Annotated in this window: 15 protein-coding genes; 2 read left to right on the top strand and 13 right to left on the bottom strand. The window is 54.8% G+C overall.

Annotation, left to right across the window (positions count from 1 at the left end):
• Positions 1-258: 258 nt before the first annotated feature.
• From P1X16_RS17370 to P1X16_RS17320, 11 genes are all read right to left on the bottom strand, one after another.
• Positions 259-702, bottom strand: a complete 444-nt coding sequence (locus tag P1X16_RS17370; RefSeq protein WP_277231488.1) for an Hsp20/alpha crystallin family protein — start codon at positions 700-702, stop codon at positions 259-261.
• 232 nt (positions 703-934) lie between these two features.
• Positions 935-1,750, bottom strand: coding sequence for a hypothetical protein (locus P1X16_RS17365; protein ID WP_277231487.1), 816 nt, complete (start codon positions 1,748-1,750; stop codon positions 935-937).
• A 179-nt stretch (positions 1,751-1,929) separates the two neighbouring features.
• Positions 1,930-3,123 carry a M20 family metallopeptidase gene (locus P1X16_RS17360; RefSeq protein WP_277231486.1) on the bottom strand — a complete coding sequence of 398 codons (1,194 nt, stop codon included), beginning with the start codon at positions 3,121-3,123 and terminating at the stop codon, positions 1,930-1,932.
• 120 nt (positions 3,124-3,243) lie between these two features.
• Positions 3,244-3,807 (bottom strand): sporulation protein, encoded by a 564-nt coding sequence (locus P1X16_RS17355; RefSeq protein WP_277231484.1) that lies wholly within the window; start codon positions 3,805-3,807, stop codon positions 3,244-3,246.
• Positions 3,785-4,453, bottom strand: coding sequence for a deoxyribose-phosphate aldolase (gene deoC / locus P1X16_RS17350; protein ID WP_277231482.1), 669 nt, complete (start codon positions 4,451-4,453; stop codon positions 3,785-3,787). The genes P1X16_RS17355 and deoC overlap by 23 nt, the downstream gene beginning before the upstream one ends.
• A 162-nt stretch (positions 4,454-4,615) precedes the next feature.
• Positions 4,616-8,020 (bottom strand): preprotein translocase subunit SecA, encoded by a 3,405-nt coding sequence (gene secA, locus P1X16_RS17345; RefSeq protein ID WP_277231481.1) that lies wholly within the window; start codon positions 8,018-8,020, stop codon positions 4,616-4,618.
• Positions 8,021-8,291: 271 nt separating this feature from the next.
• Positions 8,292-9,224, bottom strand: a complete 933-nt coding sequence (locus tag P1X16_RS17340) for an SDR family oxidoreductase (protein WP_277231479.1) — start codon at positions 9,222-9,224, stop codon at positions 8,292-8,294.
• Positions 9,225-9,228: 4 nt separating this feature from the next.
• On the bottom strand, positions 9,229-10,542 hold the full coding sequence (locus tag P1X16_RS17335) for a family 1 glycosylhydrolase (protein ID WP_277231477.1): 1,314 nt from the start codon (positions 10,540-10,542) through the stop codon (positions 9,229-9,231).
• A 319-nt stretch (positions 10,543-10,861) separates the two neighbouring features.
• A complete protein-coding gene (gene glf, locus P1X16_RS17330; RefSeq protein ID WP_243797523.1) occupies positions 10,862-12,052 on the bottom strand; it encodes a UDP-galactopyranose mutase in 1,191 nt (396 codons plus the stop codon).
• A 44-nt stretch (positions 12,053-12,096) separates the two neighbouring features.
• Positions 12,097-13,335: a glycosyltransferase family 1 protein gene (locus tag P1X16_RS17325; protein ID WP_277231474.1), complete on the bottom strand. Its 1,239-nt coding sequence runs from the start codon at positions 13,333-13,335 to the stop codon at positions 12,097-12,099.
• Positions 13,336-13,640: 305 nt separating this feature from the next.
• Positions 13,641-14,162: a GNAT family N-acetyltransferase gene (locus P1X16_RS17320; RefSeq protein WP_277231472.1), complete on the bottom strand. Its 522-nt coding sequence runs from the start codon at positions 14,160-14,162 to the stop codon at positions 13,641-13,643.
• A gap of 181 nt (positions 14,163-14,343) precedes the next feature.
• On the opposite strand from P1X16_RS17320, the gene P1X16_RS17315 reads away from it, so the two are divergent.
• Entirely contained in the window at positions 14,344-15,363 is a 1,020-nt protein-coding gene (locus P1X16_RS17315; RefSeq protein WP_277231470.1) for an aldo/keto reductase, read from the top strand.
• Between the two features lie 221 nt (positions 15,364-15,584).
• On the opposite strand, the gene dapF is transcribed toward P1X16_RS17315, so the two are convergent.
• On the bottom strand, positions 15,585-16,382 hold the full coding sequence (dapF, locus tag P1X16_RS17310) for a diaminopimelate epimerase (protein WP_277231468.1): 798 nt from the start codon (positions 16,380-16,382) through the stop codon (positions 15,585-15,587).
• A gap of 12 nt (positions 16,383-16,394) precedes the next feature.
• Positions 16,395-16,877 (bottom strand): DinB family protein, encoded by a 483-nt coding sequence (locus P1X16_RS17305; protein ID WP_277231466.1) that lies wholly within the window; start codon positions 16,875-16,877, stop codon positions 16,395-16,397.
• A gap of 165 nt (positions 16,878-17,042) precedes the next feature.
• Between P1X16_RS17305 and P1X16_RS17300 the strand changes: the two genes are divergently transcribed.
• Positions 17,043-17,927, top strand: coding sequence for a class I SAM-dependent methyltransferase (locus tag P1X16_RS17300; RefSeq protein ID WP_277231464.1), 885 nt, complete (start codon positions 17,043-17,045; stop codon positions 17,925-17,927).
• Positions 17,928-17,994 lie beyond the last annotated feature (67 nt).

Here is a 17,994-nt window from a genome sequence, read left to right as displayed (position 1 = left end):
CTAATTTACAAATCCAGCATGAAAAGCAAATGAAACTACTTGCTTATTCCGCTGCAAACGAAAGATGCGTACCAAGTAGTATTGGGTTGCATCCAAGGAAGGTTTTTAGTTACTCTAGCTGATTTCCAGTTGTTGTTCTACGTCTCTCGGAACGACAACTAAAAGCTAACGAGGAAGTAACTACCAGCTATATATACAACACTTAAACCAAGTAAAAAGGCACCCAAACGGATGCCTTTTTTTCAGTTTTTTCGGTGCTTAGCGCACTTCGATGTGATGTTTCGTCACTTTCTTGCTGTCAAAAGGTAACGTCACGCGCAGGATGCCGTCGGTAAGTTGAGCATCAATAGCGGTTACATCAACGGTGTCAGGGAGGCGGAAGCTACGCGTGAAGCTGCCGAAGCCGGTTTCAACACGGCGGAACTTAGGAGCATTCTCTTCAGCTACCGGAGCCTTGCGCTCGCCACTGATTACCAGTTGGCCTTCCTGAAAATCGATTTTTACGTCCTCTTTCACTACGCCAGGTAGCGCTAGGTGCAGTTCGAAACCTTGCTCAGATTCCAGCACGTCGGCGGCAGGTACGAAAGATTTAGCGGGGTCCGTAACAGCTGGCAGGGTGTCGCGCAGCATATCATTCAACAGAGAGTTGAAAGTGCGGGTAGACCGGAGAGTAGGACGGTTGTTATACAGCAGAGTTGCCATGGTAATAGGTTCTATTTTGAAGTCAGAAGTTGATGTTTCCTTTGCAGGTACAACCACTATCTATAAAATCTATACCAAAGGTATTTGACCTACTACCTTTAAGACATTATGTCCTATTTTTGAAAATTTGTCTTAGCTAATATTAAATCCCAATGTTCAAAAAGTGCGCTTAGAGCATTTCAGCCAATAAAAACAGTTTAAAACGAATCAGACATATTGTCCGCATTTGCAATTAGTGTTGCGTCGGAAGCTGCCGCCGCTCAAAAGGTTCACCACCCCTAAATAAGGTTAGACGCATATCTAGCCCGATTATAGGCGCGATAAAATTTGTTCGCCCACCGCTCGTTTGGTTGCCAAGGGCATCGAACTGCGGCAGCGTGTTGAGGTAGGTTGACTGAGATGCTACCCAGGGCGTAAAGTCGAAATGTTGCGAAACCCGCACACCTACCTCGGCCCGTAAGGTGCCAAAGTCAATAACTCGTTCTTTCAACTCTGTTTCTTCACGCTGTAAGCGCAGATAGGCCCCTGCTTCATAGGCCAGTCGAGGGCGAATGGCTGTGTGCTCGCCTAGGGGGAAAACCCGGTCTAAATCGAGGCGCAGGCGGGTGATAGCACGGCTCTCAAAATTTTCACCGCCCGGAACGAAATACTCTATTCCAAGGCGCTGCCGAAAATTGAAGCTACCCAACGTGCTCCAGTGGCGCAGGAACAGCTCGGGAATAAGGTCAGTGTATAACTTACCTACATCTCCGCCTCCGCTATACCCATTGTAGAACTCGGCCCGGAGCGTAGCACCTCCGCTCCATTGCTGGTCCCAGAATCGCTCGTACCCCACGTTCAGTCCTACACGCTCAACATCAAACCCTCGCGAAGTTCCTGTATAAAGCGGAGCCCGCAGGCCAATTAGCAGGTAGTCATCGCCTTTGAGGGCTACCTCTGTTTGTAGCTCTGGCAACAGCGATGTATTCGTGATACTACGGCGTTGCGCAGTAGTCGAAACAGCACAGAATAAGCTGAATACTAGTGGCAAACAGTACAAGTAGCGCATATGACAAAACTATAATAAAGTATACTGCTTAGCTTCTCCTCTTCGAGCGTCAACTTTGAGGCACATTGCACCTCTGCCTTAGCTACCCGCTCATGCAAGCGGGTAGCTAAGGTTTATGTTTAGCTGAAATCACCTGTGCAGGCAGCCAACGTTAGCAACGGCTTAACCGCGGCTGTATGCTATTGACCTGCCAACTCGTTCAGCGTGAGCCACGCCATTAGACCGGGTCCTGTTTCCAAGGACTTGGGCTCGATGTCGAAAGTAGGCGTGTGCACAGAAGAAGAGAAGCGGCCATCATCGGCACGGGTCCCGAGGCGGTAGAAGCAAGCATCAGCGGCTTGCGAGAAGTAGGCAAAGTCTTCGGCGGCCAGCCACTGGTCGAGTTCGATTACGTTTTCAGCACCTAAGTACTGTTCGGCAGCGGCGCGAATACGGGCGGTTAGTTGAGGCTCGTTCTCCAAGTACGGGTAGCCCCGCCGGATTTCCAGCTCGCACGTAGCGCCCATCGACTCAGCTAAGCCTTCGCAGAGACGGCGCAGGTGCTCGTGCGCCTCGTTGCGCCACTCCTCATTTAAGGTCCGAAAAGTGCCTTCAATGTATACTTCGTTGGGAATAACGTTGGTGGCACCGTTGGCAATAACTTTTCCGAACGACAGCACGGAAGGCATTTTGGGGCTGGCACGGCGGCTCACAATCTGTTGAGCGGCCACAATAATGTGCGCCGCTACCAGCACAGGGTCGAGGTTCATTTCGGGCATGGCCCCATGGCCACCTTTGCCGCGCACCGTCAGGTACAGTTCGTCGGTGCTAGCCATGTAGCGACCCGGCCGGATGCCAATCTGCCCGGCGGGCAGCATCGGGAAGACGTGCTGGCCAAGCACGCTGGCCGGCTTAGGGTTTTCCAGTACCCCTTCTTTGATCATCAGCGACGCTCCGCCCGGCAGCAATTCCTCGCCTGGCTGAAACATCAGCTTTACGGTGCCCTCAAACTCGTCGCGCAATTGCGTCAGGATGCGGGCTGTGCCGAGCAACGACGACGTGTGTACGTCGTGGCCGCAGGCATGCATCACGCCAGGATTCGTGGATTTGTAAGGCACCTCATTCTGCTCGGTGATAGGCAATGCGTCCATATCGGCGCGCAGAGCTACGGTCCGAGTGCCAGGGTTGCGGCCTTCGATAAGCGCCACCACGCCGGTGTTGGCAATCGGCTGCGGGGAGAGGCCTAGCTTAGTTAACTCAGCCGTGACAAAAGCGACGGTGTTAAATTCCTTGAACGAGAGTTCTGGATTGGCGTGTAGGTGCTGGCGTAAGGCTACCGTGTCGGCGGCTGTTTCAGTTGCCAGGGCTTTGATACGAGGAAGCAAGTGTTGCATAGACAGACAGAAACACCACCCGTAAGTTGGTGCATAGTTGAATGAGGCCGCAAGATACTCTAACCCAACGGGCATCGATAGCCGGTACCAACAGTTTGCCGACTGAACGTCGGTATTGCCCTAGTAGGCCGCCTTGTTCAAGAGCACTTGCATGGATTCCAATTCGGCTTTGGGAGCCAGGGGGCGTATGCGCATCATGGCTTGCTCGGCCTCCAGGCGGGTTAGGTAGTCGCCGACGTGCAGGCGGAATACGGGCTGCTTGAACGTGAGGTAATCCGTTTCGTCGGGGTAGCGGCTGATGATGGCGCGGCGCACTGCCATAGCTTTCTCACGCTCCAATCCTACGTAAGCCAGAATACGATACCCTTGGGCATACTTTACGTTCTGGTTGGTATAGGCCTGGTCGCGCAAGCGCTGCTCTATTTGCGCGTTTACGTGGTTGGTAGGTGCTACCACAGGCTTAGGTGCCGGAGCAACAGGCTCTTTGGGCGCAGGAAATGTGGGCCGATACCGGCTTACATCTTCAACAGTACCTGCTTGACCTGTCTGAGCTTGAGAATTCCGCACCTTGGAGGTATCGGCGGGGGTTGCGGTGCTGGTGGCCACCGGGGCCGAAGTGGCACAGGCACCTAATGCAAACAAAGTGGAAAGCAATAACACGTTACGCAGTAATGGTAGTATCATCTTCATGAAGCAAAACGAGGCTATTAGACGAGCCGATTCGGTCGGCGCCAGCAGCTATGAGGGCCAATGCTGCGGTGCGGGTGCGAATTCCGCCAGCTGCCTTGATGCGAATACTAGCGGGCAGAGACTGCCGCATCAGCATCACATCTTCTACCGAAGCCCCGCGGCTGGCAAATCCGGTTGACGTCTTCACAAAGTCGGCACCAGCTTCTTCGCATAGCTCACAGGCCAATACAATCTCGTCTTCTGAGAGTAGGGCAGTTTCAATAATCACTTTCAACAGCGCCCCGCGCAAGTGGCATAACTCCGCCAACTGGCCAATTTCCTCTTCCACTTCCTCTAAATGCCCCGCTTTCAACGCCCCAATGTTGATAACCATATCTAGCTCGGTAGCGCCTTCGGTCAGGGCTTGATGGGCTTCAAAAAATTTCACCTTCGCCAACTGATACCCGAGCGGAAACCCTACTACCGTGCAAACTGCCACGCCAGAATTGCGTAATTGCTCGGCTGCTTGGCGAACGTAACACGGTGGCACACATACAGTGGCAAAGTGATATTCCGCGGCTTCAGCGCAAAGCTGGCTGATTTGCTCGGGGGTGGCATCGGGTCGGAGCAGTGTGTGGTCGATGTGGGGAGCGAGGTTCATATCACTAAAGATAATGTCAACGAGGGATTTAGCTGTGAGTTTGCTGGAGCAGCAGGTAAACTATGTACGTACTAAAGTCGATTGGCAGACTGCTTATAACACCAAGCGGGAGCCAGCGACTTTCGCCGGCTCCCGCTTGAAGCAATTATTCAGCCGAATTTTCTAGGCTATATCTACTATTACGCAACGGTTGTTGAGCAAGTCTTCTTCTACCGTTTTGAATTTTACATCCCGCAGGATGCGGCCATCCATGTACTGCACGCTGACTTTCTCGTTGCGGTTGGCAATTTTCTGCGCCCGCGCTGGCTGCTGCTTTTCGGCAACGGCGGCCTCGTGGTCGATGTCCTCAGGACCTGCCCCCAACGATACCGACGATACTTCCTTCTCAGCCTTTAGCTTGGGCATAGGGGCTGGAGTGGGTAGTTCATCTTCGATGTAAAACTCGGGGTCGTTGGTGCCTTCGGCGCCGGCTTGTACGGGCACATCGGCGCGGAACAAGAAGGCGAGTGTCTCCTCGTTCACTTTACCAATCATGCCTTTAAACAGCTCAAAGCTCTCGAACTTGTATACCAACAGTGGGTCCTTCTGCTCGTACACGGCGTTTTGCACCACTTGCTTGAGGTCGTCCATCTGGCGCAGGTGCTGAGTCCAGGCGGTGTCGATGGTCGACAGCACCACGGCTTTCTCCATGCTCCGGATGATTTCGTGGCCACCGGTGGCTTGGGAGCGGCGCAGGTTGGCTACGGCCGATACTTGCTTGCGACCATCCGTGAACGGCACGGCAACATTTTCGAACGGAGCGTTTTGCGCCAGCAGGTCGTTGACCAGCGGCATGGCGTTGGTAGCAATGTGGTCGTTCTTGCTGTGGTAGTAGCCGAGCGCCTCGTCGTAGAGCTTCTGCGTGAGCTGACCAGCGGCTAGGCCTTTCATTTCCTGCTCGGTGATGTACGTGTCGTAGCCGTAGATGCGCAGGATAGCCAGCTTGAAGTCTTCGTAGTCGCCGGAAATTTTGTGCGTAGATACCACGTCCTCGGCCACATCGTAGATCATGTTCCAGATGTCAAGCTCCAGACGCTCGCCGAACAGGGCGTTGCGGCGGCGCTTGTACACCACTTCGCGCTGGGCGTTCATCACGTCGTCGTACTCTAGCAGGCGCTTGCGCTGGCCGAAGTTGTTTTCCTCGACTTTCTTCTGCGCCCGCTCGATGCTCGACGTAATCATGGAGTGCTGAATTACCTCGCCTTCTTCGAGGCCCATACGGTCCATGAGTTTAGCAATCCGGTCGGAGCCGAATAGGCGCATCAGGTTGTCTTCCAAGCTCACGAAGAACTGCGAAGAACCTGGGTCGCCCTGGCGGCCGGCACGACCACGCAACTGGCGGTCAACGCGGCGCGACTCGTGACGCTCGGTACCAATGATAGCCAATCCGCCCGACTCCTTAGCAATGCCACGCAGCTTGATGTCGGTACCACGGCCGGCCATGTTGGTGGCAATAGTTACAGTACCTGGATGACCGGCAGCAGCTACAATCTCGGCTTCGCGCTGGTTTTGCTTGGCGTTCAACACTTGGTGCGGTATGCCGCGCAGTTTCAGCATACGGCTTACCAGCTCGGAAATTTCCACGGAGGTGGTACCCACCAGCACAGGGCGGTTGGCTTTCACTAGTTCCTGGATTTCCTCAGCTACCGCGTTGTACTTCTCGCGCACGGTTTTGTACACCTTGTCGTGCTCGTCGTGGCGCTGGATACCGCGGTTGGTGGGTATCACTACCACGTCGAGCTTGTAGATGCTCCAGAACTCGCCGGCCTCGGTTTCGGCCGTACCCGTCATGCCGCCCAACTTGTGGTACATGCGGAAATAGTTCTGTAGGGTTACGGTAGCGTAAGTCTGGGTGGCGTCTTCTACGCGCACGTTTTCCTTGGCCTCGATGGCTTGGTGCAAACCGTCGGAGTAGCGGCGGCCTTCCATTACGCGGCCAGTCTGCTCGTCCACAATCTTCACCTTGCCGTCGTCGGTCAAGATGTACTGGTCGTCACGCTCAAATAGGGTGTAGGCTTTCAGCAGCTGGTTCACGGTGTGTACCCGCTCGCTTTTCTCCTGGTAGTCCTGCATGAGCTGCTCCTTCTGGTGCAGCTTGTCTTCGTTGGTCAGCGCCTTGTTGTTTTCGAGCGCCGCAATTTCCGACCCGATGTCGGGCATGATGAACAGGTGCGGATCTTCGCCTTGAGCCGTAATCAGGTCGATACCTTTTTCGGTTAGCTCGATCTGGTTGTGCTTCTCGTCGATGGTGAAGTACAGAGGCGCATCGGCCGTTGGCATCTGGCGCGCGTTGTCTTGCAGGTAGAAGTTCTCCACCTTTTGCAGCACAGCCCGCACCCCGGTTTCCGACAAGAACTTAATCAGGGGCTTACTCTTGGGCAGGCCACGATAGGCGCGGAACAAAGCCAAGCCTGGCTCGCCTTCCTTGGTGCCTTCTTTACCTTCTTTGAGGCCTTTGCGAGCTTCCACCAAGTACTGCTGCACCAAACGCTTCTGCGCGTCCACCAGCATCTGAATGCGGGGCTTGAGCTGATAGAACTCGTGCACATCACCACGCGGCACGGGGCCGGAGATGATGAGTGGGGTCCGGGCGTCGTCAATCAGTACCGAGTCTACCTCGTCGACCATGGCGAAGTGGTGCTTGCGCTGCACCAGCTCCTGTGGGTCGCGCGCCATATTGTCGCGCAGGTAGTCGAAGCCAAATTCGTTGTTGGTGCCGTAGGTGATGTCGGCGGCGTAGGCTTTGCGACGAGCATCGGTGTTAGGCTGGTGCTTGTCGATGCAGTCTACGGTGATGCCGTGGAACTCGAACAGCGGCGCATTCCACTCCGAGTCACGCTTGGCCAAGTAGTCGTTGACGGTTACCAGATGCACCCCGCGCTGGGACAGCGCGTTGAGGAAGGCAGGCAGAGTCGAAACCAGCGTTTTGCCTTCACCGGTAGCCATTTCGGCAATCTTGCCCTGGTGCAGTACCACGCCGCCAATCAGCTGCACGTCGTAGTGCACCATGTCCCAGGTGATTTCAGCACCACCAGCAATCCACTTGTTGGCCCAAATAGCTTGGTCACCTTGGATGGTGACGTTCTTTTTGCGCGACGCGTACTCCCGGTCGTAATCAGTGGCGGTTACCACCAACTGACCGTTTTCCTTGTAGCGGCGTGCGGTTTCTTTTACAATAGCAAACGCGTCGGGCAGCACTTCCATAAGCACCACTTCCAGATCTTTGTTGCGCTGCTTTTCCAGCGCATCAATCTGGTCGAAAACCTGCTCTTTCTGCCCGATATCCAAGGTAGTATCCTCGTTGACGCGGGCGTGCAGAGCGGCTATCTGGTCGTCGATGCCTTTCAGACGCTCAGCAATGCGGGCGCGTACCTCATTGGTCCGCTCGCGCAGTTGGTCGTCAGATAGTTGTGCCAGTTTGGCATATTCGGCATTTATAAGCGCCACGTAGGGGATAATCTCCTTCAAGTCCCGGTCCGATTTGGTGCCGAAAATCTTGGCGACGGTTTTCCCTAAAAAATCAAACATGCTAGTCTATTTAAGCTGAAACGCGAGGGCGTACCTCAAATTTACGGCGTTTTTCGGGAAACTCCCGGAGCAGTACCGCATATGCGTCGCCTCGACCCTCTAAACGACGAAACCCCGCTACCTCAAAAAGAGTGCGGGGTTTCCACGAAAGAAAGGTTGTCAGGTTTTTTGGTTGGGGTTTCTGGGTGCTGAAAAGGGATTTCAGGTGTCCGCCCAGAAGAGCAGCGCGCTTTAAATTGGCACTTAATTCAACCCCAATAGATGGTATACTTTAGGAAGCTAGCGCAATAGGCTCCTCGGCCTCTTGTCTCAGCTTGTTCATCATCTCCCCTACGCATTGGTGCAGGCGCTCTTCGGCAGAAGGCAGTAGGTTGCCCTGCTTGCTACCCAATACACTGTAGGCAGGACGGGCGGCGGGCAGGCCAAAGGCTCGCATCGAGCACGCCGAAACAAATGATTGGTCCAGCCCGGCCATGTCGGCGGCTAGGCGGGCTAGTTCGGCCCAGGTGTAAGCGCCTTGGTTGGCCAGGTGCCACACCCCGCGCTCCTCATCGATGAGTAGATTGAGTGACACGTTAACAAGATCGGGCACGAAGGTGGGCGAGATAAGCACGTCATCAGCGGCCTGGAAGGCTTGTTTTTGCTGGCCGGCGCGCAGGGCAGCGTACACAAAGTTGTGCTCGTCCCAGGGGCTGAAGAAAGCGCTGGTGCGCACGACCAAGGCGTTGGGCTGCTGAAGCAGCACATCGCGCTCGGCTCGGCGCTTGCTGTTGCCATACACGTTCAGAGGGCGCGGCTGGTCGCTTTCCACGTAAGCCGACGACTTGTTGCCATCGAATACCAGGTCGGAAGAGAAAGTAAGCAACTGGATACCACGGGCGGCGCAGGCATTGGCCAGAATAGTTGGGCCTATGGTATTCTCGCGGTAGCATCGCTCGAAATCCTTCTCGGCCTCGTCAACCCGCACGTAGCCGGCGGTGTTTACTACCGCCCACGGATTGTATTTGGCAATAGCTTTTTCAACAGACTGCACATCGGTGATATCCATTTCAGCACGGCAAACAACCACGGTTTCGATGCCCCGGATGGCGCATATCCGCTGGAAGGCTCGGCCGAGTGTACCGGTAGCACCAGTGATAAGTAACGGCTGAATTACTGGCTGCGAGATGCTCGTGGCCAGATCATTAGAGGGTAAGATTTGCATCGTTTTAGGTGGTCTGGTGGGTGGGACAATGATGGTGGTAGAGGAAACGCTCTTCTCGTTCCCACCATCCTTTGGAAAGCAATAAGGGGTGTTCGTAGTGGCCCTCCCGCGCCAGGCTACGAATCATCTTAAACAACGCTGTAGGCCGGGGCGAACCGCCCGACATATCGAAAACGCCACTTTCATAAAAGGTACCCGGCCGCGTGAGCAGCGAGTTCCAATCGTAGGCGCCAAGCAACGACCAAATAGTGATGGCGCGCATATCAATGCCTTCTTCCTTGAGCTGATTGGCAACCTCCCAGCTTTGCTTCACCCACCGCATCTGCTCTTCCCGGGTGCAGTCGATGTGCACTTCCGTAATAGCGAGGGGCAATTGGTACCGTTCCCACGCTTCCATAAGTAGGCGGTGTGGGCCGGTTAGTTCTACCAAGCGTACGCGCACCGCTTCCACGTCGGCGTAGTCGGGACGCTCATGGCCGGAAACCCGGTGATGGCCAAAGTAGGCCTCGTGGTTTTCGTCGAGGAACCGCTCGGAGGTGATATAATAATTGATGCCCAATACATCGGGTGGGCAAGGGTCATTGACCAGCTCATTCAGTTCCTTGGCCGTGGCACCGTTGGTGCGCAAGTAGTCCCACAGCGGGTGATTTTGGTCAATGCGGCCACAGAGTAAGTCGAAGGTTAGCCAGCGCCGGTTGTTTTCGTAGTCGGCTTGGTATTGCAGGCCAGGCGTGCATTGCGTTTTGCCAAGGTCTTCGGTTTGAACCAACTGCGCCTGCGGGTTGATTTTGCGGATGGCCTGCATGGCCGCCTTTACTCCTTTGATGTGATTGAGCTGAATGCGGACAAACGTGCGGTCGTCGAGGCCGTGTGGGTACCAGATGCCATAAAGGCCGCTAAAGCGCGCTGTGGTAAGGGGCTCGTTGACGGGCGTGTAGTGGTTGATCCAGGGGTAGCGCTCGGCTACCATCTCAGCGAAGCGCGCTAAACCGGGAACAAAGTTTTCGCGGTGGAGCGCCGTGTAGCGCGGACCGCTGCCGTGGTGCAGCAACGTCACGATGGGGTCGATACCTAGTTCGCGGAGGCGGCTCATGCGCTCATCGGTCCAGGTCCAATCAGGTTCGTCGAGGCTGTTGGGGGCTACTTGCTCCCATAGAATGGGGTAGCGAAGCTTCTTGATGCCAAGCTCAGCAAACAAGTCGAGGTCTTCGAGGCGGTAGCGGTGCCCACTATTTTCGAGCTGATCCGTGTAACCCTCGCCAATGCGGCGAATGGTACATTCTACGCCACCCCACATTTCAACATTCTTGTCAGGCATAGTTTCGGTAATTGGAAAGGAAGAAGACTAAGCAACTTACAATCGGCTTTATTTTGCCATAAAGTGACGAGGTTGCCCGGTCCTAAAACAAGCCTGTCATCTATCCTCGGGACAAAAGACCACATAGGCCTTCTCCCGAGAGTAGATGACAGTTTTCACTGAGCGACTATGATCGTCAGCTTCATAATAGGTTCTTATCGTGGCCGGATGGCCCCGCGAGGTACTGGAAGGATACCGCGCAGGACTTTCTGGTGAGATGGTCGCAGTGCGTTGCAGGAGACAGGTGGATGCCCACTGCACCGCTATGGACCACGTTAGCTTACGGCTTGCCTTTGGCCGGATCGCGCGGTACGAGCTTATCGATGATGGAAGCCGAACCGGTAATGGCGGGCTTGGCAGCGGCTTTCACGGCTTCCTCGCTCTTCTCGGTTAGCTTTTTGTACAAGGTCAGGGCTTGGGCTACTACCTGGTCCATGTTGTAGTAGCGGTAGGTAGCCAAGCGGCCCACGAAGTGCACGTTGGGCGTGTTGTCGGCCAGCTTCTTGTACTGGTTGTAGAGCTCGGCGTTTTCGGGCTGTGGTACTGGGTAGTATGGGTCGCCCTCGGCTTTCGGATACTCGTACACGATGGCCGTCTTGGGGTGCTTCTGGCCGGTGAGAGCCTTGAACTCCGTGATGCGGGTGTAGAGGTTGTCGTTGGGGTAGTTCACTACGGGCGCCTCCAGGTAGTTTTCCTGGTTCAGGGTCTCATGCTTGAACTCCAAAGAGCGGTATGGCAGCTTGCCATACTTGAAGTCGAAATACTCATCTACCGGACCAGTGAAAATCATTTCCTTGAACGGAATGAAGTCTATAATGTCGTGGTAGTCGGTGTTGAGCATCACCTTGATGTTGGGGTGATCCAGCATCTTCTCGAACATACGAGTGTAGCCGTGCAACGGCATAGCCTGGTACGTATCGGTAAAGTAACGGCTGTCGCGGTTGGTGCGGGTGGGCACGCGCGAGGTCACAGACTTATCAAGCTCTGAGGGGTCGAGGCCCCACTGCTTGCGGGTATAATTGCGGAAAAACTTCTCGTATAATTCGCGACCTACTTTGCTAACTACTACGTCTTCCGACGTCTTAATAACGGGAATTTCCTCGGCCAAAGACTCCAGGAACTGCTCTACCTCGAAGCTATTGAGCGAGAGGCCGTAGAGCTTGTTGATGGTGTCGAGGTTGATAGGCATCGGTACTAGCTGTCCGTCAACGGAAGCCAATACGCGGTGCTCATACGGACGCCAATCGGTGAAATTTGACAGGTACTCGAATACGTCTTTCGAGTTGGTGTGGAAGATATGCGGTCCGTATTTGTGGACTAGGATGCCCTCCTCGTTGTAGTGGTCATATGCATTACCGGCAATATGGCTACGCTTGTCTACGATGAGGACTTTCTTATTCGAACGGGTGGCTAGGCGCTCGGCTAGCACGCTGCCAGCAAAGCCGGCCCCTACTATTAGATAATCGAACATAAGCTAAGAGTGTTTTGGAAAGGATTAGGGAGAATGGAAGAAAGTCAGGAAGCGGACACCAGCGAGGAATCGGCTGTTTCGGTAGCTGCGTTAGTGGATTTGGCCTGAAGGCGAGCTAGCATCAGGTCGCGCATTTGCTGCCAGGTCAAATCCCAAGAAATAGTGGCCAGATATTCGTCGGTGCGGCGGCGCCAATCGGCATCTTGCGTTTGAACGAGCGCCTTTTCAATGGCCCGCCCAAAGTCGTCGGCATTGGCGGCAATCTGCACGAGGTTTAAATCCCCGTAGGGCCGTACCACGTCGCGAATGGGCGTGCTAACTACCGGACGGCCAGCGGCCAAGTACTCGGGAGTTTTGGTGGGCGAGATATACTTGGTGCTTTCGTTGTCGGCGAACAGCAAGGTAGCAACGTCCCAGCCATGCAAATAGGAAGGCAACTCTAGGTAGTTCTTGCCACCCAAGTAGTGAATGTTCTTCTGGCGAGGTAGTTGGTCGTCACTAATTTTAACGACTGGCCCGATAATGACAAACTGCCATTCGGGATGGTTGGTGGCCAACTGGCGGAGCAACTCAATGTCGAGGCGCTCGTCTACCACGCCAAAGAAACCGATGCGCGGGTGCGCAATACCGGCTTGATCGGCTGGGTCGTCCATGGGCTGACGAGCCAAACCGAAGTGGTCTTTGTCGATGCTGCTTGGGAAAGGGTGCGCATCGGGGTGTTGCAGCTTTTTGGATTCGTAGATGGTATACCCACCCGTGAAAACCAAGTCGGCCTTCTTGAAAAGCTCTTGCTCCCGCTCGCGCAATCCGTCGGGTGCAAACTTGAAGCTAGCCAACTCATCCATGCAATCATAGATGGTGAGGACGGGCTGAAAGTCGCGTGACTTGTTGAGCGCCATCGGCGTATAGTACCAGAAGATGTACTGCTTGAAGTTTTCCTTCTCGAAGTATTCTGCCAGCAGCTTGGTTTGAGCTGCGTCGGAATCTTGCCAAGTCAACCCAAATGGCAAATGAGCCACCACTACCTTCACGCCGCTCTGACGTTCTTTTATTTCAAGATGTGGCTCTACTTGGTCGGGATGCACAAACGGATCTTCCACGTAAAGTACGCGGCCGTGTTGGGCAAAGCGCGACAACAAGTGCTGTGGACGTTGCCATACAAAATCCCAATGCAAGTGCGCAAAGCAAACCAAATCTGGAAATGATCCAGAAGGTGTTTGAAGAGCAGGTGAGGTTGAGTCGGAGGCAGAGGAGTTTACCTGCGCTGGGTCAGTCAGCGACATAGAGGAGGAGTAAGTAAGAGTTTGTATATACCGTCGGGTCTTAAAAGGCAGTCTACAGATTCACTACCCGTTGGATATTGCACTATACGTAACTCTCAAATAAAAGGATACAGCCCCGCTACAGGAATTAATTTAGCTGATAAGTTCAACTATAAAACCGGATAAGCCTTTTAATACACTTTTTCGATTAAAATAGTTACATTCTAAAAATATTAGTAAACAGTGGAGCTCGACAGTATATAGTGTATATCAGTTCCTTTGCTGCTAGCAACCTCAACTATAGTTTTCGGGCTGGAACCATGTCGCTAAATGTCCAATAAATATTGGTATTCTACCACGTCTTGCCAACCCGCGGCCGTCCGCAGCCACTCCTTACGCACCCCGACGGATTGAAATCCAATTTGATTGAACAGCTTTTCGCTGGCTACGTTATCGACGCCAATGGTGCAATACAACTGATGCAGGTGCAGCGTTTGCTTCGCGTACGTTGCCAGAAGTTTTAGTGCGTGATACGCATAACCTTTTTTTCGCTCGGTGGGCAATAAAGCAATGCCAACTCCGGCCCGCTGGTGCCGCGGCTCGAAGTCAAACAGATCAACGGTACCCACAGCTTGCTTGTCGGCTACGCTGCAGATGACAAGGCGAAGCTGCCGCACTTCGTGAAAATCGGCTGCGGCATTGTCTAAATACTGCCGGAGCGTATGGCGCGACACTGGTACTACCGCATCGGACACGTGCCAGAGCGACGCGTCGTTTTCCAGCGCGTAAAGGAAATCGAGGTCTTCTGCTTCGAGAGCCCGCAGGAAAACTAGGTCGTTGCGCAGCATAAGCGGCAAAGGCTTTGAGGTTCGAATAACTGAATCAAGGTTCGGCAACACTACATAAACTTATTCAGGTACGCGGCCGCATTGCAGCTATTTTCTACGTAGTGTACCTACACGCATTACGGTAAAGCACGCGCAGAGCCGTCTGCTGCTGTAAGCAGGATTCATCTTTATCTACTTCATCATGAAATACAACCTATTAGGCAACACTGGCCTACGAGTATCGGAGCTGTGCTTGGGTACGATGACCTACGGCGGCAAAGGGTGGGCCGCCGCAATGGGCTCCCTCGACCAACAAGCCGTGGACGAGCAAGTGAAGCGCGCTGTTGAGGCGGGCATCAACTTCATCGACACCGCCAACGTGTATTCGGAAGGCATGTCGGAAGAGCTGACGGGCCAGTCCATCCATAATTTAGGTTTGTCGCGCGACTCGCTGGTGCTGGCCACCAAAGTGCGCGGCAAGATGGGCGAAGGCCCCAACCAGGTTGGGCTGACCCGCAAGCACATTTTCGACCAAGTAGAAGGCTCGCTGAAACGGTTGAAAACCGACTACATCGACCTTTACCAGATTCACAGCTACGACCCGCTAACCCCCATAGAAGATACCCTACGCGCGCTCGACGACTTGGTGCGTAGCGGCAAGGTGCGCTACATCGGGGCCAGCAACGTGGCGGCTTGGCAGCTCATGAAGGCGCTCAGCTACTCCACTTACAACCACGTGGAGAAGTTTGTGTCGCTGCAGGCGTACTATACTATTGCGGGCCGGGACTTAGAGCGGGAGCTAGTGCCACTGCTGCAAGACCAGAAAGTGGGCCTGATGGTGTGGAGCCCGCTGGCCGGTGGTTTCCTGAGCGGCAAGTTCACCCGCGACCAACAAAGCGAAGAAGGCGCCCGCCGCTTGAACTTCGACTTCCCGCCCGTTGACAAGGACAAGGCGTTTGATATTCTGGACGTGCTGCGCCCCCTCGCCGAAACCAAAGGTGTTTCGGTAGCGCAGATAGCGCTGGCTTGGCTGCTGCATCAGCCCGTGGTTACGAGCGTGATTATTGGCGCTAAAAAGATGGAACAGCTAGAAGACAACCTGAAGTCTGTAGATGTACAGCTGACCCCGGAGGAGCTCAAGCAACTAGATGAAGTCAGCAAGCTAAGCCCCGAGTACCCTGGCTGGATGCTGGACTTCACCGGCGGCGACCGGCAAGCGTAAGTGTGTTAGGTACGTAGCTTAGATTGGGTTAAATCAACCTTGTTTAAGACTATAAAACCCATCTAATAACCAGTCTGTCATCCTGAGCACAGCGAAGGACCTTATACCCACATAATGAACCGTTCTTACGATTATCTTTCTGTAGGTATAAGGTCCTTCGCTATGCTCAGGATGACAGTTTGATTTTGGTTAACTAATACCTCAAACCCTTGAGGTAGCAACTACACCTCTACCCTACCTTCGAACACTCGCTGCGCGGGTCCGATGAGGAAGATGTTGGTAAAAGCGCCGTCGGGCTGCGCCTCGAACGTGACGCGTAGCTCGCCGCCGGGCGTTTGTAGGCGCACCGGACTTTGGGCACCGCGCTGCGACGCCGCCAAGGCTACGGCCGTGACGCCGGTGCCACAACTCAGGGTTTCATCCTCGACGCCTCGCTCGTAGGTGCGTACCTGCCAGGGCAAATCGGGTGTTTGTGGTGCTTCTACGAAGTTGATGTTGGTGCCTTGCTCGCGGAAAAGTTCGCCGTAGCGGATGGCACGGCCTTCAGCAAACACGTTCAGCTCGGCTAGGGTGCTAGCGGGCATGAAGCGCACAAGGTGCGGCGAACCAGTATTCAGGAATACACCGTCGTGCTCCTCGATATGCCGGTGGCCGGCCACGTCCTGCATGCGCAAGTGCACTGTGCCATCCGCCTCTATCTGCGCCTCGTGCAAACCATCGGCAGCCAAGAAACGCGTGGTACTTTCAATGACGCCGAGCTGCTTAGCAAAGGCCACCGTGCAACGGCCGCCGTTGCCACACATCGAGCCCAGGTGGCCATCGGCGTTGAAATACACCATCTCGAAATCGTACTCGGGGTGCTGGCGGAGCAGAATGAGCCCGTCGGCGCCGATACCCCGGCGTCGGTCGCAGAGGTGATGCACGAGGGCGTGGTTGGTTTCGTCGAAGCGGTGGGCGCGGTCGTCCACCATCACGAAGTCGTTGCCGGTGCCTTGGTATTTGAAGAAGGAAAGAGTCACGAGGAAGAAAGGTCAGACGAATTTGCGCAGCAGGGCTATCTGCCCGGCGTGGTAAAGATAATGCTGAATAACGCCGTGCAGTAACACATAGATGGATACGCCAGAACCATCGTCGCGCTGGCGTGCGTCACCAATCACCGTATCTAGCTCCGAGGCGGGCAAGGCTTCCGTAATGGCCACTAACTGTTCGTGCGCTTCGTGCAGTTCTTGCCGCGCACGCAGCCAAGCCGCTTCATCCGCAACAACCGGAAAAGACGGCCAATCGTCCCGCGTCATGGCGGTGTGTTCCCGGGCTTCAACCCGTTGCGCTACCGTGACGGTCCAGGTGGTGAGGTGCCGCACTAGCTCGCCGATGGTGTGCACGCCTGGCCACGGATAAGCTGCGGCTTGCGCGGCCGTAATATCAACTAACGTTTGTTGCAGCGAGGGTCCAGACCAAGCGTCGCCATTGAAAGCGCGGCGGAGTTGGTCGGCAATGCGTTCTGGTTCAGACATAGAATCGGTCAGGGTTTGTTCAAAGTTTTCAGACACTGCTTACTTGATGTAGCGTAGTCTAGTTTTTGAAAAACGAGAAACCTTCTTTCGGAGGGCTATTCAACGAGCGCCTATTAAGCAAGCCGACACGCATCAACCAACGGCCAACAATTACCTTTGCCCTGCATGTATACTTTCCTTACCACTAGTCCCTGGTCCGACTACGAGTTGCTCGATGCGGGCAACTTCGAGAAGCTGGAGCGCTTCGGCCAGCATATTTTGGCCCGCCCCGAGCCGCAGGCCATCTGGGACCCGCACTTGGCCGCCAGCGAATGGCAGCGCGCCCACGCCACTTTCACCCGCGAAAAGGGCAGCCAGGAGCGCGGCCAGTGGAAAATAAAGCCCGGCACGCCCGAGCAGTGGGTGATTGGCTACGAACGGCCCGACGGCCTGAAGCTGCGGTTTCGGTTGGGCATGTCGTCGTTTAAGCACGTGGGGCTGTTCCCGGAGCAGGACCCCAACTGGCAGTTTATCTACCAGCAAACTCGCAAACGCAAGGCGGCCGTACCGCGCGTGCTAAACCTGTTTGCGTACACCGGCGCTGCTACGCTAGCCGCCCGCGCCGCCGGCGCCGACGTCACTCACCTCGATTCGGTGAAGCAAGTCAACTTCTGGGCCCGCGACAACATGGAAGCCAGCAACCTGGACGGCGTGCGCTGGTTGGTGGAAGATGCCATGAAGTACGTGCGGCGCGAAGTGAAGCGCGGCAGCAAGTACCAAGGCCTTATCCTCGACCCGCCCGCTTATGGCCGCGGCCCAAACGGCGAGAAATGGCAACTCGAAGACGAACTCAACGAAATGCTCAAGCTCTGCAAAGAGCTTCTCGACCCTACCGACCATTTCTTTCTCGTCAACTTGTATTCCCTCGGCTTCTCGGCTCTAATTCTGGATAACCTCGTGAACGAGATTTTCCCAACAATGCGCGAGAAACGCGAGATTGGGGAAATTTATCTGCACGATGCCGGGGCGCGCAAGCTGCCGCTCGGCACGTTTTGCCGGTTTGCTACGTAAGGAGCGGCTAATGAATTTTTCTCTGTCATCCTGAGCGTACGAAGGACCTCCTACTGTATGCGCGCAA

It is taken from the genome of Hymenobacter sp. YC55, assembly GCF_029433095.1.
In the GTDB taxonomy this organism is placed as follows: Bacteria; Bacteroidota; Bacteroidia; order Cytophagales; family Hymenobacteraceae; genus Hymenobacter.
The sequence above is the reverse complement of the archived record's forward strand: the minus strand, read 5'-3'. Positions and strand labels throughout refer to the sequence as shown.